The organism is Micromonospora sp. NPDC047644 (assembly GCF_040704315.1).
Taxonomy (GTDB): Bacteria; Actinomycetota; Actinomycetes; order Mycobacteriales; family Micromonosporaceae; genus Micromonospora.
The window spans coordinates 62082-80721 of the sequence record NZ_JBEYSY010000004.1; the positions used below are offsets into that span (position 1 = coordinate 62082).

General features: G+C 72.9%; 17 protein-coding genes. 13 read left to right on the plus strand and 4 right to left on the minus strand.

Annotated features, from left to right (window positions below; translation table 11 throughout):
- Positions 1–59 precede the first annotated feature (59 nt).
- The 3 genes from mshB (at position 60) to AB0877_RS08095 (ending at position 2020) form a co-directional block, all read left to right on the plus strand.
- The gene (gene mshB, locus AB0877_RS08085) at positions 60–986 is read left to right on the plus strand and encodes an N-acetyl-1-D-myo-inositol-2-amino-2-deoxy-alpha-D-glucopyranoside deacetylase (RefSeq protein ID WP_366607792.1); all 927 of its coding nucleotides are present in this window, start codon (positions 60–62) and stop codon (positions 984–986) included.
- The gene (locus AB0877_RS08090; RefSeq protein WP_366607794.1) at positions 983–1441 is read left to right on the plus strand and encodes a hypothetical protein; all 459 of its coding nucleotides are present in this window, start codon (positions 983–985) and stop codon (positions 1439–1441) included. Before mshB ends, AB0877_RS08090 begins: the two co-directional genes overlap by 4 nt.
- A gap of 114 nt (positions 1442–1555) precedes the next feature.
- Entirely contained in the window at positions 1556–2020 is a 465-nt protein-coding gene (locus tag AB0877_RS08095) for a hypothetical protein (RefSeq protein ID WP_366608126.1), read from the plus strand.
- A gap of 22 nt (positions 2021–2042) precedes the next feature.
- On the opposite strand, the gene AB0877_RS08100 is transcribed toward AB0877_RS08095, so the two are convergent.
- Complete coding sequence (locus AB0877_RS08100) at positions 2043–3014, minus strand: GNAT family N-acetyltransferase (protein WP_366607795.1); 972 nt, start codon at positions 3012–3014, stop codon at positions 2043–2045.
- Between the two features lie 79 nt (positions 3015–3093).
- Here AB0877_RS08100 and fdxA point away from each other — a divergent pair, with 79 nt between their 5' ends.
- The 5 genes from fdxA to AB0877_RS08125 are packed head-to-tail and all read left to right on the plus strand — an operon-like array spanning position 3094 to position 6870.
- Positions 3094–3420 carry a ferredoxin gene (gene fdxA / locus AB0877_RS08105; RefSeq protein WP_030490464.1) on the plus strand — a complete coding sequence of 109 codons (327 nt, stop codon included), beginning with the start codon at positions 3094–3096 and terminating at the stop codon, positions 3418–3420.
- Positions 3417–4520 (plus strand): succinyldiaminopimelate transaminase, encoded by a 1104-nt coding sequence (dapC, locus tag AB0877_RS08110; RefSeq protein WP_366608127.1) that lies wholly within the window; start codon positions 3417–3419, stop codon positions 4518–4520. The genes fdxA and dapC overlap by 4 nt, the downstream gene beginning before the upstream one ends.
- 22 nt (positions 4521–4542) lie before the next feature.
- On the plus strand, positions 4543–5562 hold the full coding sequence (locus tag AB0877_RS08115) for a prephenate dehydrogenase/arogenate dehydrogenase family protein (protein WP_366607797.1): 1020 nt from the start codon (positions 4543–4545) through the stop codon (positions 5560–5562).
- Between the two features lie 10 nt (positions 5563–5572).
- Complete coding sequence (locus tag AB0877_RS08120; protein WP_366607799.1) at positions 5573–6223, plus strand: SIMPL domain-containing protein; 651 nt, start codon at positions 5573–5575, stop codon at positions 6221–6223.
- On the plus strand, positions 6223–6870 hold the full coding sequence (locus AB0877_RS08125) for a nucleoside/nucleotide kinase family protein (protein ID WP_366607801.1): 648 nt from the start codon (positions 6223–6225) through the stop codon (positions 6868–6870). The genes AB0877_RS08120 and AB0877_RS08125 overlap by 1 nt, the downstream gene beginning before the upstream one ends.
- Here AB0877_RS08125 and AB0877_RS08130 read toward each other — a convergent pair.
- Complete coding sequence (locus AB0877_RS08130) at positions 6867–7424, minus strand: sugar O-acetyltransferase (RefSeq protein WP_366607802.1); 558 nt, start codon at positions 7422–7424, stop codon at positions 6867–6869. The genes AB0877_RS08125 and AB0877_RS08130 overlap by 4 nt on opposite strands.
- Before the next feature lie 153 nt (positions 7425–7577).
- On the opposite strand from AB0877_RS08130, the gene AB0877_RS08135 reads away from it, so the two are divergent.
- The gene (locus AB0877_RS08135) at positions 7578–10919 is read left to right on the plus strand and encodes a S8 family serine peptidase (RefSeq protein ID WP_366607804.1); all 3342 of its coding nucleotides are present in this window, start codon (positions 7578–7580) and stop codon (positions 10917–10919) included.
- A gap of 51 nt (positions 10920–10970) precedes the next feature.
- Here AB0877_RS08135 and dapD read toward each other — a convergent pair whose 3' ends face one another.
- On the minus strand, positions 10971–11930 hold the full coding sequence (dapD, locus tag AB0877_RS08140; RefSeq protein ID WP_112675716.1) for a 2,3,4,5-tetrahydropyridine-2,6-dicarboxylate N-succinyltransferase: 960 nt from the start codon (positions 11928–11930) through the stop codon (positions 10971–10973).
- Positions 11931–12008: 78 nt separating this feature from the next.
- On the opposite strand from dapD, the gene dapE reads away from it, so the two are divergent.
- Positions 12009–13082 carry a succinyl-diaminopimelate desuccinylase gene (gene dapE, locus AB0877_RS08145; RefSeq protein ID WP_366607806.1) on the plus strand — a complete coding sequence of 358 codons (1074 nt, stop codon included), beginning with the start codon at positions 12009–12011 and terminating at the stop codon, positions 13080–13082.
- Positions 13083–13135: 53 nt separating this feature from the next.
- On the opposite strand, the gene AB0877_RS08150 is transcribed toward dapE, so the two are convergent.
- On the minus strand, positions 13136–13303 hold the full coding sequence (locus tag AB0877_RS08150; protein ID WP_334503590.1) for a hypothetical protein: 168 nt from the start codon (positions 13301–13303) through the stop codon (positions 13136–13138).
- A gap of 154 nt (positions 13304–13457) precedes the next feature.
- Here AB0877_RS08150 and AB0877_RS08155 point away from each other — a divergent pair, with 154 nt between their 5' ends.
- The 3 genes from AB0877_RS08155 (at position 13458) to AB0877_RS08165 (ending at position 18628) form a co-directional block, all read left to right on the plus strand.
- Positions 13458–14312, plus strand: a complete 855-nt coding sequence (locus AB0877_RS08155; protein WP_366607808.1) for a TIGR00730 family Rossman fold protein — start codon at positions 13458–13460, stop codon at positions 14310–14312.
- Positions 14312–14857, plus strand: coding sequence for a TIGR00730 family Rossman fold protein (locus AB0877_RS08160; RefSeq protein ID WP_366607810.1), 546 nt, complete (start codon positions 14312–14314; stop codon positions 14855–14857). Before AB0877_RS08155 ends, AB0877_RS08160 begins: the two co-directional genes overlap by 1 nt.
- A gap of 231 nt (positions 14858–15088) precedes the next feature.
- On the plus strand, positions 15089–18628 hold the full coding sequence (locus tag AB0877_RS08165; protein ID WP_366607812.1) for an ATP-dependent DNA helicase: 3540 nt from the start codon (positions 15089–15091) through the stop codon (positions 18626–18628).
- The last annotated feature ends 12 nt before the right edge of the window (positions 18629–18640 follow it).

Below are 18640 nucleotides of genomic sequence, written 5' to 3' on the forward strand. Positions count from 1 at the left end.
GTGATGTGGCCGACCTGGGTGGACGCGTCAGCGTTGGCTGGGCCGAACCGCCAGTTAGAGTGACCGTCGTGACGATGCTGCCCGAGCGCCGCCTGCTGCTGGTCCACGCGCACCCCGACGACGAGTCGATCGGCACCGGCTCGACGATGGCCCACTACGCCGCCGACGGCGCGCACGTCACGCTGGTGACCTGCACGCTCGGCGAGGAGGGCGAGATCCACGTGCCGGCGCTGGCGCAGCTCGCCGCCGCCGAGGCCGACCAGCTCGGCGGGTACCGGGTGGCCGAGCTGGCCACCGCCTGCGCCGCGCTCGGCGTCAGCGACCACCGTTTCCTCGGTGGTGCCGGCCGCTACCGTGACTCCGGGATGATGGGGCTCGCGACGAACGAGCACCCCCGGGCGTTCTGGCAGGCCGACCTCGACGAGGCCGCCGGGCACCTCGTGGAGATCCTGCGGGAGGTACGCCCGCAGGTGCTCGTCACGTACGACCCGAACGGCTTCTACGGCCATCCCGACCACATCCAGGCGCACCGGGTGGCCATGCGTGCCGTCGAGCTGGCCGCCGCGGAGGGCTGCGCCCCGCTCAAGGTCTACTGGACGGCCCTGCCGCTCAGCGTCCTGGAGGCCGGCATGACGCATTTCGCCGAGTCGTCCGACAACCCGTTCGGCGGCATCGAGGACATCGCCGACCTGCCCTTCGGCACCCCGGACGCCCAGATCGCCGCCCGGGTCGACGGCACCGACCAGCACGCGGCCAAGGAGGCAGCGATGCGGGCGCACGCCACCCAGATCCCGGCCAACTCGTGGCTCTACTCGATCGCCGGCAACTTCGGTGGCGAGTTCATGGGCGTGGAGTTCTTCACCCTCGCGGTCGGTGAGAAGGGCCCCGGCGTCGGGCCGTACGGCTGGGAGGACGATCTCTTCGCCGGCCTGCCCGCGGAGACCGCCCCGGACCGGTCCCCGGTCGCGGCGGCGGGTTCCCGGTGACCCTGCCGGCCGCACCGGTGACGGTCGAGGAGGACCAGGAAGCCCCGCTCCCGGCGGGGCCGCCGCCGCGGCTGCTGGACGTGGGCGTCCGGGTGATCGGTGGGATCGTCGTGGTGCTCGCTGGGGTGCTGACCGGCGTACTGGAGCTGCTGCTCGCCACGCTCCGCGTCGGCGGGCACCTGGTCGGCGTGTCGGTGCTCCTCGCCATCGGCGCCAACATCCTGCTCAGCTGGTTCGCGTACGAGGCGGTCGGCCGTCGCTGGGCGGTGGCGCTGCCGGCGGTGCCGTGGTTCGCGCTGATGGCGGTCGCCGCCATCCGGACCAGCGAGGGCGACCTGTTGCTGGCCGGCGACAACTGGGTCGGGCTGGCCATGATCGTGGCCGGCGCGATGACCTTCGCGGTGATGGGCTTCCGGCAGATCCTCGCCCCACAGCCGACCATGCTCGGCCGCTGACGCCGGGCTGGTTCCGGCCCCTGCCGGGTGATGACGGCTCCCAGCTAGGAGTGGTAGATATTCCTGCCAGGGATGCGAACCCCGCGACGGGGCGTACGGCAGGAGGGACCGGCGATGGACAAGCGGTGGCGTGACCTCGGAGTGCTCGTTGCAGCGCTGTTCGCGGTCAACGTGGTCGCCCGACTGATCATCCGGCTCGGCTTCGACGGTGACGACACCGCCGCCGACCGGGTGTCGCTGGCGATGTTCACGGTGATCGGCCTGATTCTCGCCGTGGTCGCCTTCCGTTGGGGTCGTCGCCGGCCGTTGGCGGGCTGGGCCGCCGACATGGCGCTCGTGGTGCCGGTGGCGATGCTGCTGACAGTGCTGGTCGGGCCCCTGCTGGTCGGCCACGACCCGTTCGCCGGTGGGGCGGGGACGTTCTTCGCCCAGATCTGGCTCTACCTGCTCGCCAGCGGCGCCGGCTTGCTGATCGGCTATCTGGTGCTCACCGCGCTCGGCCGGGACTACCGCTCTCAGCAGCTCAAGCGGTACGCCGAGGTCAAGGCCGCGAAGCCCCGCCGGGTGGTCCGCCGCTGACCGGCTCGACGCGCCGCGCCGGTCAGTTCGGGGCGACCCGGGTCAGGTAGGTGTGGTGGGTGACGAAGCCGAGCCGCTGGTAGAGCGCGACCGCCGCCGCGTTGCGCTGCTCGACCTGGAGGAACGCGTGCGTCGCGCCACCGGACACGCCCCAGCCGGCCAGCTCGTGGATGACGCGGCGGGCCAACCCCTGACGGCGGGCCGCCGGCACCACCTCGATGAGGCTGAGGCCCAACCAGCGCCCCTGGCCGGTCATTGTGCCGCGGCCGACGGCCACCAGAGTGCTGTCGGCGTACACGTGGGCGAAGCGGACCTGGCCCACGGCGGTGAGGACGTGTCGGGCGGCGTCCGGGAGGCCGCCCTTGCGGCCGGCGGCGATGGCCAGCCACTCGTCGCTGGGCGCGGTGGCCAGCTCGACGACCGCGCTACCCCACCCGTCGGCCTGGCCGCTGGTGAGTGTCGACGCCGGCAGGGGCAGCGGCGCGGTCTGCACCAGCGTCGGCGGGCGGGTGCCCCAGCCGCGGGCGTCCAGTTCGGCACCGACCGGAGCGGCGAGGGGCAGCGGCGTGTTGATCAACGCGGGTTGGCCTCGCTCGGCGTACCAGCGCTGCACCGCGTCGACCGCGGCGGCCAGTGGCCGGTCCGGGTCGCCGATCGGCAGCGCCGAGTTGGCACGCCCGGTCCAGCCTTCGGCCGACCGGAGCAGCCAGTCACCCAGTCGGCCCCGGACCGGTGCCGGCCAGGCCTCGTCGGCGGCCTGTTCCAGCGCCACGACCGCTGCGGCGGTCGGCCGACGGGTCGGCGGAACGCGCTTGGCGCGGTGGACCTGCGCCACCGGGACCCGAAGCGGCCCCTTCGCGGTGGCCAGCGTGAGATGAGTCTCGCTCAGCTCGACCAGCTCACCAAGGGCATCGGAAAATAGTGGGCGGCCTTCGCGAATCCCCACAATCCGGCGGACCACGATTCGGTGTCCCACATCCTGCTGTCGGAGCACGATCGACCCCCTCCCCGGCGAGATACTAGGCTCTTACCGTCGCGGGAGATCGCGGCGAGTCTTGCGGAGGAGAAGACCGGTGACCTACATCATCGCCGAGCCGTGCGTAGATGTGCTCGACAAGGCATGCATCGAGGAGTGCCCGGTCGACTGCATTTACGAGGGCAACCGGATGCTCTACATCCACCCCGACGAGTGCGTCGACTGTGGTGCCTGTGAGCCCGTCTGCCCCGTAGAGGCGATCTTCTACGAGGACGACGTCCCGGAGCAGTGGAAGGACTACACCGGCGCGAACTACGAGTTCTTCGAGGACCTGGGCTCGCCCGGTGGCGCCTCGAAGGTCGGCAAGGTGGAGAAGGACGCCACCTTCGTCGCCGCGCAGCCGCCGCGCGGCGAGGGCCACTGAACCGGCCCGCGCCGGTCTCGTCGCGGCTGCCCGAGTTCACCTGGGACACCCTGGACGCCGCGGCCACGCTGGCCGCGGCGCATCCGGAGGGCCTGATCAACCTCTCCATGGGTACGCCGGTCGACCCGGTGCCCGAGGTGATCCGGCGGGCGTTGGCTGACGCGTCCGACGCTCCCGGTTACCCCCTGACCGCCGGCACCCCGGCGTTGCGGGCCGCCATCGCGGCGTGGGTGTCCCGAGCCTGCGGTGCTGGCGTCGACGGTCTCGGTGTGCTGCCGACCATCGGCTCGAAGGAGCTGGTGGCCTGGCTGCCCACGCTGCTCGGCATCGGCCCGGGTGACGTGGTGGTGGTGCCGTCGGTCGCGTACCCCACCTACGAGGACGGCGCCCGGCTGGCCGGTGCCACGGTCGTCCGTGCCGACTCGCTCACGGCGGTCGGGCCGACCTCGCGGGTCCGCCTGGTCTGGGTGAACTCGCCCGGCAACCCGACCGGCCGGGTGCTGCCCGCAGCGCACCTGCGCAAGGTGGTCGACTGGGCCCGCGAACGTGGCGCGGTGGTCGCCAGCGACGAGTGCTACCTGCCCCTGGGCTGGTCGGCCGACCCGGTCTCGGTGTTGTCTCCGCAGGTCAGCGGGGGCAGCTACGCCGGGGTGCTGGCCGTGCACTCGCTCTCCAAGCGGTCCAACCTCGCCGGCTACCGGGCCGGGTTCGTGGCCGGCGATCCGGCGCTCGTCGCCGAGCTGCTCAAGGTCCGCAAGCACGCCGGCATGATCGTGCCCGCGCCGGTGCAGGCGGCCATGGTCGCCGCGCTGGAGGACGAGCGACACGCCGAGGAACAGCGGGAGCGTTACCGCGCCCGGCGGGAGGTGCTCGCCGCGGCGTTCACCGGTGCCGGGTTCACCGTCGAGCACTCCGAGGCGGGCCTCTACCTCTGGCTGACCAGGGGTGAGGACTGCTGGCAGACGGTCGACTGGCTGGCCCGACGCGGCATCCTGGTCGCCGCCGGCGTCTTCTACGGCCCGACGGCCGGGCAACATGTCCGGGTCGCGCTGACCGAGACCGACGAGCACATCGCCGCCGTCGCGGCGCGCCTCTCCTGATCGCGGCGCCGGACGGTCGAGCATGGTGGACAGGCCGGGCGCGCGGGTACGGGCGGCGGTCGTCGGCACCGGCCTGATCGGTGGGTCGGTGCTGCTCCGGATGGTCGCCGCCGGCGTCGACGTGGTCGGGTGGGACCCGGACGAGGCCACCCGGCGAGAGACCCGCCGGGTGGGCGTACCCGCGCCGGACCGCCTGGCCGAGGCGGTGGCCGACCGGGACGTGGTTTTCCTGTGCGGACCGTTGCCCACCCTGCCGGCGACGCTGGTCGAGGTGGCGGCGATGACCGGTGAGCATTGTGTGCTCACCGACGTCGGTAGCACCAAGGAGCAGGTGGCGGCGTTCGCCGCCGCGCAGGGGCTGACGCACCGGTTCGTGCCCGGCCACCCGATGGCGGGCACCGACCGGGCCGGCTTGACGGCTGCGCGACCGGACCTGCTCACCGGCGCGGCCTGGGTGCTCTGTCCGACGCCCGGCCCGGCCACCAGCGCGTTCCGGTGGCTGGCCGAGTTGGTGGTGGAGGTCTTCGAGGCCCGGGTGGTGCCGATGTCCGCCGCGGAGCACGACTCGGCCGCCGCGCTCGCGTCACACGTGCCGCACCTGCTCGCCGGCGCGCTGGCCGGCGCGGTGCAACGCGCACCGCTGCGCGACGCGATCCTCGCGCTCGCCGCCGGCAGCTTCTCCGACGGCACCCGCGTGGCCGGGACCCCGGCCGATCGGACCGCCAACATGCTGCTCGGCAACCGGGACCGGGTGCTGCGTGAGCTGGCCGAGGTCACCGCCTTCCTGGACGACCTGACCACCGCGCTGCGCGCCGACGACGCCCCGGCGCTGGCCGCGCGCTACGACGAGGCGCGGGCCTCCCGGAGGGCGCTGCGCGACCGGCGGTTCGACGTGGACGACAGGAAGTTCCCGGCCGGTGGTGACCACGCCGCAGAGGTGTCCTGGTTGCGCGAGCTGGGGGTGGCCGGCGGCTACCTGGCCGGCCTGCGGGTCGATGCGGACACCGTCTCCTACGCGGCGCGGCGGCCCGTCGCTGACTAGGCTGAGGGGCATGGCGGTGGACGGTCCGGTGGTGCAGGTGCGCGGCGAGGCGTACCGGGAGGTGCCTCCCGAGCTGGCCCGGTTCGCGGTCACCGCGACAGCCCGCGACCGGGACCGGGAGGCGACGCTGACCCGGTTGGCCGAACGGGCCGCGGCGGTCCGGGTGCTGCTGGACGGCTCCGGGCCGGCGGTGGCGCGGCGGGAGACCGGCGACCTGCGGGTGCGGCCGGAGACCCGGCGCTCGGGTGAGCGGGTGGTCGCCTGGCACGGCAGTGTCACCACCACCGTCACTGTCACCGACTTCACCGCGCTGGGCGAGCTGATGCTCCGGCTCGCCGACCAGGACCAGGTCGAGGTGGCCGGCCCGTGGTGGGAGCTTCGTCCGGACAGCCCCGCCCATCGTGCGGCCCGGCACGCCGCGATCAGCGACGCGCTGCTGCGGGCCCGGGAGTACGCGGAGGCGCTGGGCGCCCGGGTCATCTCGTTGATCGAGCTGGCGGACGCGGGTCCCACCGACCGGCCGATGTTCGCCCGTGCGGCCTTCGCCGGTGGCGGTGGCGCGGGCGGTGGTCCGCCGGAGCTCGAGCTGGACCCGCAGCCGCAGACTGTGCAGGCGGCGGTGCAGGCGCGGTTCACCATCAGCGACCCGGACCTGGGCTGATGCCGCCGGCCCGGGTGCTGTCCGTCGACGAATTGGTGGCGCGGGCGTCGACGCTCGCCGAGGCCGGTCCGCGACAGCTGCTCGGCATCGCCGGCGCACCCGGTGCCGGGAAGTCCACCCTGGCCGAACGGATCGTCGCCGACATCGGGCCGGCCGCCTGCCTGGTGCCGATGGACGGTTTCCACCTGGCGCAGTCGCAACTGGTTCGCCTGGGCCGCGCCGGTCGCAAGGGCGCCGTGGACACCTTCGACGCCAACGGGTATGTCTCGCTGCTGCGCCGCCTGCACCGGTTGGAGCCGACGTCGGTCTACGCGCCGGAGTTCCGCCGGGAGCTGGAGGAGCCGGTGGCCGGCGCGATCGAGGTGCTGCCGTCGGTCCGGCTGGTGGTGACCGAGGGCAACTACCTGCTGTTGCCGGATTTCCCCTGGCAGGAGATCCGACCACTGCTGCACGAGGCATGGTTTCTCGACCTGGACGCCGAGGTGCGGCACCGCCGGCTGACCGCCCGGCACGAGGCGTTCGGCCGGTCTCCGGAGCAGGCGCGGGCGTGGGCGCTGGGCAGCGACGAGTCGAACGCCGCCATGATCACCCCCACCGCCGACCGCGCTGACCTGGTCGTCCGCCTCTCGGAGCCCCCGACCGTCTAGCCGAGTTCGCGAACCGGCCGGGCCGGGTTGCCGACGGCCACCACGTTGGCGGGCAGGTCCCGGGTGACCACCGCACCCGCTCCGACGACGGTGTCCGCGCCGATCGTCACGCCGGCCAGGACTATCGCGCCACCGCCGAGCCACACGTTGTCGCCGATGGTGATCGGCTTGGCCGCCTCCCACTTGTCCCGTCGCGGGCCGGGCTCGACCGGATGGGTCGGGGTGAGCAGCTGCACGTTGGGGCCGACCTGGACGTCCGCGCCGAGGGTGATCGGAGCGACGTCGAGGAAGACCGCGTTGTAGTTGACGAAGCTGCGGGGGCCGATCCGGATCTGCCAGCCGTAGTCGCAGTAGAACGGTGGGCGGATCCAGGTGTCCTCGCCGAGTTCGCCGAGGAGTTCACGCAGTGCCGCGATCCGGGCCTGCGGATCGGCCGCGGGAGTGGTGTTGAAGCGCTCCATCAGCCGGGCGGCCCGGTCCAGATCGGCGATGATCTCGGGATCGTCGGCGATGTATGGCTCACCGGCGAGCATCTTGTCCTTCATGGAGGTCACCGCCCGATCATGCCGGCCGGTTCGTCGGCTCGTGTCGGGTCCGTCACTTTCCGGCCTTCTTTTTGCATACCCGGTATGTAATTCTGAGTTGTCAATGTGACTCCATCCATCAAGACGCTTGACCAGGAGGATCCGTTGCATCAGGGAAGAAGATTGGCCGCTCTCGGCCTCGTGTTCGCGCTGGCGCTCTCCGTGCCAACTCCCGCCTCGGCCACGGCCGCCGCGCCCGCCCCAGCCGGCGGCACCGACAGACAGGCCACTCCGGGTGGACCCATCGCCAACCGCTCGACCACCGTCACGCTGATCACCGGTGACCGGGTCACCGTCACCGCGTCCGGCGCCTCGGTCCGGCCCGGCGCCGGCCGTGAGGACGTGCAGTTCCTGGTCCAGCGCGAGCGCGGACGCCTCACCGTGACGCCGACGGACGCGGTGCCGTTGCTGCGCTCCGGCCGGGTGGACCGGCGACTCTTCGACATCACCGGGCTGGTCGAGGCGGGTTACGACGACACCAGGCGCAGCACCCTGCCACTGCTGGTGTCGTACGGCTCGACGAACTCCGCCCGGCGTGCCCCGGCCGCCCTGCCCGGCACGCGGCTGACCCGCGACCTGCCGGTGATCCGAGGTGCCGCCCTGAACGGCGACAAGTCTTCCCTCGGCGCGGTCTGGGCCACTCTCGCCACCGGTCCCGCCGGGGCCCGGCTCGACGCGGCGGGGGGCGTCGAGCGGATCTGGCTGGACGGCCGTCGACGGGTGACCCTCGACCACAGCGTGCCCCAGATCGGCGCGCCCGCCGCCTGGGCGGCCGGGTTCACCGGAGCCGGAGTCTCCGTCGCGGTGCTGGACACCGGCGTCGACGCGACCCACCCGGACCTGGCCGGCAAGGTGGCCGAGGCGCGCAACTTCACGGAGGTCGCCGACGCTCGCGACACTGTCGGCCACGGCACCCACGTGGCCTCGACGATCGCGGGCTCTGGCGCGGCCTCCGACGGCAAGTACCGGGGCGTGGCACCGGACGCGACGCTGCTGGACGGCAAGGTCTGCGAGGACAACGGCTGCACCGAATCGGCGATCCTCGCCGGCATGCAGTGGGCCGCTGTCGACAAGAAGGCCGCAGTGATCAACATGAGCCTCGGCGGCTGGGACACCCCGGAGGTCGACCCGGTGGAGGAGGCCGTGCAGACCCTGACCGCGCAGACCGGCACGCTCTTCGTCATCGCCGCCGGCAACGACGGCTCGGACGGCTCGGTCGGCTCCCCGGCCAGCGCCGACGCCGCGCTCGCCGTGGGCGCGGTGGACCGCGACGACGAACTGGCCGACTTTTCCAGCCGGGGCCCGCGGGTCGGCGACGACGCGCTGAAGCCGGACATCACCGCGCCGGGCGTCGACATCGTCGCCGCGAAGTCCGCCAACGGCTTCATCGGTGACCCGGTGGGGGACCGGTATGTCAGGCTTTCCGGCACCTCGATGGCCACCCCGCACGTGGCCGGCTCGGCCGCGCTGCTGGCCCAGCAGCACCCGGGTTGGCGGGCCGACCGGCTCAAGGCCACCCTGATGGCAGCCGCCAAGCCGCACCCGGACCAGACCGCCTACCAGCAGGGTGCCGGGCGGGTCGACGTCGCACACGCCATCACCCAGCAGCTCACCACCGACCCGGTGAGCGTCTCGTTCGGGCGTACGCTCTGGCCGCACACTGACGACGTGCCGATCACCCGTACGGTGACCTGGCGCAACGAGGGTCCGACCCCGGTCACCGTGGACCTGAGCATCGAGGGCGCCGGCCCCGGCGGTCGGGCGCTGCCGGTCGGCCTGTTCCAGCTGGGCGCCAGCCAACTCACCGTGCCGGCAGGTGGCACGGCCAGCACGACCGTCACCACCGACACCCGGGTCGGCGACGTGGACGGTTACTGGACCGGGCGGATCGTGGCCCGGTCCGGTGCTGCGGTAGCTGTCACCCCGTTGGCCGTGAACCGGGAGGTGGAGAGCTACACGCTCACCGTGGAGCACCTGAACCGCGCCGGCGCGCGTACCGCGGACCACTGGACGTCAGTGGTCGGATTGGACACCTTCGGCTTCTGGGACGTCGTCAGTTCCGACGGGGTGGCCACCGTGCGGGTGCCCAAGGGGCACTACGGCCTCAGTGGCCTCGTCTTCGAGCCCGGTCCGGAGGACGAGCAACGCGGGATGTCCATGTTGATGCAGCCCGAGGTGACCGTCGAGCGGGACACCCGGATCGTCGTGGACGCCCGTCGGGCCAGGCCGGTGCGGACGACCGTTCCGGACCGGACCGCCGTGCCGCAACTGATCGACGTCAGTGGCAACTTCACCGCCGACGACGGTAGCTCGTACGGGGTCGGGCTCTGGGCGGAGACGTTCACCGGCCTGACCAGCGGTCAGATCGGCAAGCCGGTCTCCGCGGACACGTTCGTCGCCACCGTCAGCAGCAACTGGACCACGCCGGAGGCGGACAACAGCCCGTACCTGTACGCGTTGGCCGAGGCGATCCCTGGCCGGATGCCCACCGGGTTCGTCCGCGACTACGCCCGGCGCGACCTGGCCACCGTCGTGCACCGGTTCCGCGGTGGCACCCCGGGCACGGCGGCCGAGCGGATGGTCTTCCCCGAGCTGGAGTACAACGTCGGCTATTCCGCCGCGGTCCTGCCCACCGTGGTGCCCGGCCAGCGGGTCGAGTACTACAACACCAGGAACGTGAAGTGGGAATCCGAGATCTTCTTCGGAACGGTGGACGAGGAGGGCTGGTTGGACCCGAACGCCGCGCTCTTCTCCGTCCCCACCGCCTACCGGGCCGGGCGGACGGTTCAGGAGATCTGGAACCAGGCGCCGTACTCGCCGTCCTTCCCGAAACCGCGCTGGCCGCACCAGAGCGTCACCCGGATCGGCGACACCATCCTGGCCGACATACCGATCTACAGCGACGCGGCCGGGCACCCCGGCGCGTCGCTGACCGACAGTGAGCACACCAAGCTCTGGCGCAACGGCAAGCTGGTCGGCGAGAGCGAGTACGCCGGCTACGGGGAGTTCACCGTGCCACCGGGTGCTGCGGACTACCGGCTCGTCACGTCGGCGAAGCGAAGCTTCACCGACCTGAGCACCGAGGTCGAATCCAGCTGGACCTTCCGGTCGAGGCACGTCGCCGGCGAGACGCCGGCCCGACTGCCCCTGTCGGCGGTGCGCTTCGCGCCGCCGCTGCGGGTCGACAACAGTGCTCCGGCCGGTCAGGGCTTCGTCGTACCGGTACGGGTGCAGCGGCAGCCGGGTGCTCCGGCCAGCCGGGTGGAGAAGCTCGTCGTCGACGTCTCCTACGACGGCGGGAAGACCTGGGGCAGGGCGAAGCTGGTCCGCACCTCGACCGACGGCTGGTCGGCCCTGTTGCGGCATCCGGCCGGCGCCGGCCATGTGTCGCTGCGGGGCACCGCCCGGGACACCGCCGGCAACACGGTGACCCAACGGATCATCCAGGCGTACCGGTGGCGCTGAGGCGTACCCCCGCCGGGTCCGCGGCCGAGCGCCGCGGACCCGGCGGGGCCGTCAGTCGTTGGCGTGCAGGGCGGCGTTCAGCTCGATGCCCCGGCCGGTGCGTGGCCGGGCCTCCAGCCCACCGGTGACCGAGTTGCGCCAGAACAGCAGGCCGTCGACGCCGGACAGCTCCCGGGCCTTGACCACCCGGCCGTCGGGGAGCGTGATCTTCGACGCGGCGGTGATGTAGCAGCCGGCCTCGACCACGCAGTCGTCGCCAAGTGAGATCCCGACGCCGGCGTTCGCGCCGACCAGGCTGCGCTCACCGATGCTGATCTTGTCGGTGCCGCCGCCGGAGAGGGTGCCCATGATGGAGGCCCCGCCACCGATGTCGGAGCCGTCGCCGACCAGGACGCCCTGCACGATCCGCCCCTCGACCATCGAGGTGCCGACGGTGCCGGCGTTGAAGTTCACGAAGCCCTCGTGCATCACCGTGGTGCCGGCGGCCAGGTGCGCGCCGAGCCGGACCCGGTCGGCGTCGGCGATCCGCACACCGGAGGGCACCACGTAGTCGGTCATCCGCGGGAACTTGTCGACCCCGTACACCGCCAGGTGGCGGCCGGCGGCCCGCTCGATCACCCGCAGCTCGTCCACCCGCTCCGGTGGGCACGGCCCGGCGGACGTCCAGGCCACGTTGGCCAGCTTGCCGAAGATGCCGTCCAGGTTGAGCTGGTTGGGTCGCACCAGGCGGTGCGACAGCAGATGCAACCGGAGGTACGCGTCGGAGGCGTCCTTGATCGGGTCGTCCAACGAGCCGATCACGGTCACCACCTGCACGGTACGCAGGCCAGGCAGCGGCCGGTCACCGAGCGCGGCCGGCGGCAGGTCGAGCACGTCCGCCTTGTCCTCACCGGCGACCAGCGGCAGCTCGCCCAGGCCCAGCTTGCCGGTCGGGTACCAGGTGTCGAGCACCTGCTCGTCTGCGGTGACCGTAGCCAGGCCGATGCCCCAGGCGGAATCTGCGGACGTCACTGTTACACCTCTCGGTCACGGCCGGGCTGACCTCGGCTCGCTCCTCGCGCTGACAGACCTGAAGGTACCGTGCGAACCATGGAGAACCCGCTGACCCCCGAGGTCCTCGCCGATCCGGTGCAGCTGACCCGCGCTCTGGTCGACATAGAGTCCGTGTCCCTCAACGAGAAGGCGATCGCCGACTGTGTCGAAGAGGTGCTGCGGGCCGTACCGCACCTGACCACCCACCGGCACGGCAACACGGTGATGGCCCGTACCGACCTCGGTCGGTCGCAGCGTGTGGTGCTGGCCGGGCACCTCGACACGGTGCCGTTGAACAACAACTTCCCGTCGACCATGCGCGGCGACCTGATGTACGGCTGCGGCACCTCCGACATGAAGTCCGGCACCGCGTACGCGCTGCACCTGGCGGTGACGCTGCCCGAGCCGCGCTACGACGTGACGTACTTCTTCTACGAGGCCGAGGAGATCGAGTCGCGGTACAACGGGCTCAACCTCGTCGCCCAGGCCTTCCCGGAGTGGTTGCAGGCGGACTTCGCGGTGCTGCTGGAGCCGACGTACGGCATCGTCGAGGCGGGCTGCCAGGGCACCATGCGCTCGGTGGTCACCACGACCGGCGTACGCGCCCACTCGGCGCGCTCCTGGCACGGGGTCAACGCCATCCACGCCGCCGGCGAGGTGCTGCGCCGCCTCCAGACGTACGAGGCGCGCCGGGTCACCATCGACGGCTGCGACTACCGCGAGGGCATGAACGCGGTGCGCATCAACGGTGGGGTGGCCGGCAACGTCGTGCCCGACCTGTGCGAGGTGGAGGTCAACTACCGGTTCGCCCCGGATCGCACCCCGGCCGAGGCGGAGGCGCACCTGCGTGAGGTGTTCGCCGGCTTCGAGGTGAGAGTCACCGACACGGCTGCCGGTGCCGCGCCCGGGCTCGACGCGGCCCCCGCGAAGGAGTTCCTGGCGGCGGTCGGCGCCGCGCCGATCGGCAAGCTGGGCTGGACCGACGTGGCCCGGTTCGCGGCGATGGGCATTCCCGCGCTGAACTTCGGCCCGGGCGACCCGAACCTCGCGCACCACCCCGACGAGCACGTCGAGATCAGCAAGATCCGCGACGGCGCGGCAACCCTGCACCGCTGGCTGGCCCCAGCCTGACCCGCGCCGGAGCACCGGTCCCGCCGGAGCGCCCGGTGATCAAGAGGTTTGCGTCAGCCTGGCCCGTTGTCGGCGACGCAAACCTCTTGATCGGCTCCGGACGGGGTGGGGGAGGCGGGGATCGGGTTCTGCTGGCGGGTGCGGCGGCGTTCGGCCACCACGTCTCGGATCCGTCGCTGCATCTGGCGACGAATCCGGATCATCTCGCTGTTACTGATCACGCTGTCTCCTCCCCCGAAGGCGCGCGCCGGGGCATACCCGGTATGTGAATAGTAAGACGTACGGGAGCGCCGAATAGTTGCCCTTGATCGCGAACAATTTCTCGGCGTCCCCGCCCCGCGCACCCGGGCGGTGCTGCTCCACTACGGTTGCCCCATGAGCCAGAGCAACGGGCGGGAGGCCGGTCGCGGTCCGGGACAGGAGCGGCATCGCGGTGCGGTCACCCTGCGCAGAGGGGCGATCCCGAGCAGCACCGCCGACCAGCGACTGCTTGATTCACGGGGGCGGGGCGACTGGAAGACCAAGGACGCCTGGCGCGCGCTGCGCATCCTCGCCGAGTTCGTCGAGGGTTTCGACACCCTCGCCGACGTGCCGTCCGCGGTCAGCGTCTTCGGCTCGGCGCGCAGCGCGCCGGACAGCGCGGAGTGCCAGTTGGCCGAGCAGTTGGGCGGCGCGCTGGCCCGCGCCGGCTACGCGGTGATCACCGGAGGCGGGCCCGGCGTGATGGAGGCCGCCAACCGGGGCGCCAGCGAGGCCAACGGGCTCTCCGTGGGGCTCGGCATCGAGCTTCCGTTCGAGCAGGGCATCAACGACTGGGTCGACCTGGCCATCGACTTCCGCTACTTCTTCGCCCGCAAGACGATGTTCGTCAAGTACGCCCAGGCGTTCGTCGTGCTGCCCGGCGGGTTCGGCACCATGGACGAGTTGTTCGAGGCGCTCACCCTGGTGCAGACCGGCAAGGTCACCCGGTTCCCGGTGGTGCTCATGGGCGTCGCCTACTGGCAGGGCCTGCTGGACTGGCTGCGCGACACGATGGCCGCCACCGGCAAGATCGGGCCGGTGGACCTGGACCTGATCTGCCTCACCGACGACGTCAACGAGGCGGTCCGGTACATCGTCGCGTCGGAGGCCGCGCTCTCGGCCGAGCAGGAGGCGGTCCGCGAGGAGGCCGTCGCCCGCACCGGCGCGGATCAGCAGGCGGCAGCCGAGCAGGCTCGGAGCCACGACTGATGGCGGCGATCTGCGTCTTCTGCGCCTCCTCTCGTACCCTCGATCAGCGCTGGCTGGACCTGGCCGCCGAGACCGGCGCGGAGGTGGCCCGGCGCGGGCACACGCTGGTCAGCGGTGGTGGCTGTGTCGGCATGATGGGCGCGATCGCCGACGGCGCACGATCCGCCGGCGGTCGTACCGTCGGCGTGATCCCGCAGTCACTGGTCGACCTGGAGGTCGCCGACCTGGCCTCGGACGAGCTGCTGGTGACCGACTCGATGGCCAGCCGCAAGACCCTGATGATCGACAAGTCGGACGCCTTCCTCACCCTGCCCGGCGGGCTGGGCACCCTGGACGAGCTGTTCGAGGTCTGGACCACCGCCACCCTGGCCCAGCACACCAAGCCGATGGTGCTGATCGACACCGACGGGTTCTACCGCCCTCTGCTGGACTGGCTCGACGCGCTGGCCGACCAGACCTTCCTCAAGCCCGCCGGCCGCGACCTCGTGACGGTCACCACCACCGTCACCGAGGCCCTCGACGTCCTGGAATCCCACCTAACCTGACCCCCCACCCCACCCTCCGCCCGGCCCTCCCTCCCGCTCCGCCGGGCCCTCCCGGCCCTCGGCCCGCCCCTGTCGATCATGAAGTTAGCGGCGCGTCCGTCGGCGTGTCGCGCCGCTAACTTCATGATCGACAGGGATAGATGGGGGTGGGAGCGCGGGGCGGGGTGTGGGTGGGAGCGCCGGGGGGTTGGGTGGTGGGTGGTTGTCGTACGGGTCTGATGGGATGAGCTGATGCAGGCGTACCGGTTGGTGCGGCGGCCCGGAGGGCCGGCGCGGGGGGACGGGGCCACGCCTGACGGCGTTTCCGTGCTGGCCGGCGGCGGCACGTCCGTGGGCGGTGTCGGCACATCGGGTGGGCCCGATCGCGTGGCCGGGGCCGAGCTGGCCGTCGGCGGTGGCTGGCGGGCCGATCCGATGCAGGCCGAGGTGGTCGGGCACACCGACGGGCCGATGCTCGTGCTCGGCGGCCCGGGCACCGGCAAGACCAGCACGCTGGTCGAGGCGGTCGCCGCCCGGGTGGCCGAGGGGGCCGACCCCGAACAAATCCTGGTGCTGACCTTCGGCCGCCGAGGTGCCACCGCACTGCGACAACGCATCGAGGCCCGGGTCGCGCAGGACGGCCACCGGGTGCTGCGCGAGCCGTTGGTGCGCACCTTCCCGGCGTACGCCTTCGGGCTGCTCCGCCGCGCCGCCGCCGAGCGGGGCGAACCGTCGCCCCGGCTGCTCACCGGCCCCGAACAGGATCTGATCATCCGTGAGCTGCTGGACGTGGTGGGCGAGGAGCCCGAGGACGACCCGGTCGGCTGGCCCACCGACCTGCGCCCCGCCCTGCGCACCCGGGCGTTCGCCGGCCAACTGCGCGACCTGCTCATGCGCGCCGCCGAACGCGGCGTGGGCCCGATCGACCTGGCCCGGCTGGGTGAGAAGCTCGGCCGCGCCGACTGGCCGGCCGCCGCCCGCTTCCTGCGGGAGTACGTCGCCGTGCTCGCGTTGCGCGACGTCAGCAACCGGGGCTCCATCGCGTACGACCCGGCGGAGCTGGTCCGGGCGGCTACCGGGCTGCTGCGCGACGACGAGGAGTTGCTGGCCGCCGAGCGTCGTCGACTCGCGTACGTCTACCTCGACGAGCTGGCCGACACCGACCCCGCCCAACTGGAGCTGCTCTCGGTCATCGCCGGCGGTGGCAAGTCCCTCGTCGCGTTCGCCGACCCGGATTCCTCCACGTACGCGTTCCGGGGCGCCGACCCGGCCGGGGTGGCAACGTTCCCACACCGGTTCCGGACGGCATCCGGCGCGCCGGCCGCACAGGTGCTGCTGACCACGTCGTACCGGGCCGGGCCGGGTCTGCTCGCGGCGATCGCCCGACTGGGTCGCCGGCTGCGGGGCCCGGCCGCGCACCGCCGGCTGCACCCCCTGCCGGATGCGCCCCCCGGCGTGGTCGAGGTGCACACCTTCCGCTCGGCGACCAGCGAGGCAGCCTGGCTGGCCCACGCGCTGCGCTCGGCACACCTGCTCGACGGCGTGCCCTGGTCCCGGATGGCGGTGCTGGTGCGGTCCACCGCGTTGCAGCTGCCCACGCTGCGACGGGCGCTGCACGCCGCCGGCGTACCCACGGTGGTGCACGGCGAGGATCTGCCCCTGCACCTGCAACCGGCGGTCGCGCCGCTGTTGCTTCTGCTGCGCTGCGCGCTGGAGCCGGAACGACTCGACGAGGAGGCGGCGGTCGCGCTGCTGCACTCGCCGCTCGGCGGGGCCGACCCGCTGGCCGAACGGCGGCTGCGGCAGGGCCTTCGCGCGCTCGCGTTGGCCGGCGGTGACCGACGTCCCTCCGGGGAGTTGATCGTCGAGGCACTACAGGATCCGGAGGAGCTGACCGGCATCGAGCGGCACTGGGCGGAGCCGGCGCAGGCGGTGGCCGGGCTGCTGGCCATCGCGCGCGAGGCCGCCGCCCGGCCGGGCGCGACCGCCGAGGACGTGCTCTGGGCCGTCTGGCACGCCAGCGGCCTCGCCGAGCGGTGGGCCGGCGCGATCAACCAGGGGCGCCCGGAGGCCGGTGAGGGCGACCTGGCCCGGCGTCGGCGGGCCGAGGCTGCCGACCGCGACCTGGACGCCGTGCTGGTCCTCTTCGACGCGGCGGCCCGGTTCACCGACCGGCTGCCCGGTGCCCGCACCGAGGTCTTCCTCGACCACGTGCTCGCCCAGGACCTGCCGGCCGACACCATCGCCCCGACCGCCGACCGGGGAGCGGCGGTACGCCTGCTCACCGCGCACGCCGCGAAGGGCCTGGAATGGGACCTGGTCGCGGTGGCCGGTGTGCAGGAGGGCATCTGGCCGGACCTACGGTTGCGCGGCAGCCTGCTCGGCTCCGAGCGACTGGTCGACGTGCTGGCCGGCCGGTCGGTCGACGGGGCGACCGCGGCGAACGTGGTGGGTCAGACCTCGGCATTGCTGGACGAGGAGCGTCGGCTCTTCCACGTCGCCATCAGTCGGGCCCGCCACCGGCTGCTGGTCAGCGCCGTGGCGTCGGCCGCCGTCGGCGGCGACGACCACGAGGAACAACCCAGCCGGTTCCTGCACGAGTTGGGCCCGAGCATTCCGCCCCCGACCCCGCCCCCGAGCGCGCCGCCCACCCCGCCGAGCGCACCGCCGCCGACCCCGCCCGGCCCGCGCACCGAGCCGTCGTCCGGCGGCAACGGGGGCGCTGCCGCGGGCGAGACCGGCGACGAGGAGCCGGACCGCCCCGGGGCGCTGCCGGTGACCCGTCCACCCCGGGCGCTCACCCTGCCGGCGTTGGTCGCGGAACTGCGTACCGCCATCACCGACCCGGCCGCCCCGGCGGCCCGGCGGCGCGCCGCGGCGGCCGAGCTGGCCCGGCTCGCCGCCGCCGGGGTGCCCGGCGCGCACCCCGACGACTGGTGGGGGCTGCGGGTCCTCTCCGACGACCGGCCGCTCGTCGACGACGGCGACCCGGTGCGGGTCACCCCGTCGGCGATGGAGAGTGCGCTGCGGTGCAGCCTGCGCTGGCTGCTGGAACGACACGGCGGTAGCGGCCCGACCAGCACCGCGCAGGGGGTGGGCAACCTGGTGCACGCCGCCGCGATGCTCGCCGAGGACGCCAGCGCCGACCGGGGCGCGCTGCTCGACTACGTGGCCGCCCGGTTCGACGCGATCGAGCTGGCGGCCCGGTGGATGGCCGGGCCGGAGCGGGAACGCGCCGAGGCGATGGTCGACAAGCTGCTGCGCTGGTTGGCCACCAACCCGCGCCGGTTGCTCGCCATCGAGCACGAGTTCGCCGTCCGCCTGGACGACCCGAACCGGCCCGTCGACCTGACCGGTCGGGTCGACCGGCTGGAGGTCGACGAGGCCGGGCGGCTCGTGGTGATCGACCTGAAGACCGGTAAATCCACAGCTGTCACCGGCACCGACCTTGCCGAGCACCCGCAGCTCGGTGCGTACCAGGCGGCGGTGGAGGCGGGGGCGTTCGCCGAGTTCGGTGACGAGTCCGGTGGTGCCGCGCTGGTGCAGCTCGGGACCTCGGCCAAGGACGCCAGGGAGCAGAATCAGCCGGCCGCCAGCGAGGGGCCGGCGGCCGGTTGGGCGACCGCGCTGGTCCGGCGGACCGCCGATACGATGGCAGCCGCCACGTTCGCCGCGGTGGCCAACTCGAAGTGCCGGGTCTGCCCGGTGCGCACCAGCTGCCCGGTCTCCGGGCAGGGTCGCCAGGTCGTCGAGCCGCCCACCGTCCGACGCGCAGGCGAGGGCGAGCAGTGAGGGCGAGGAGTG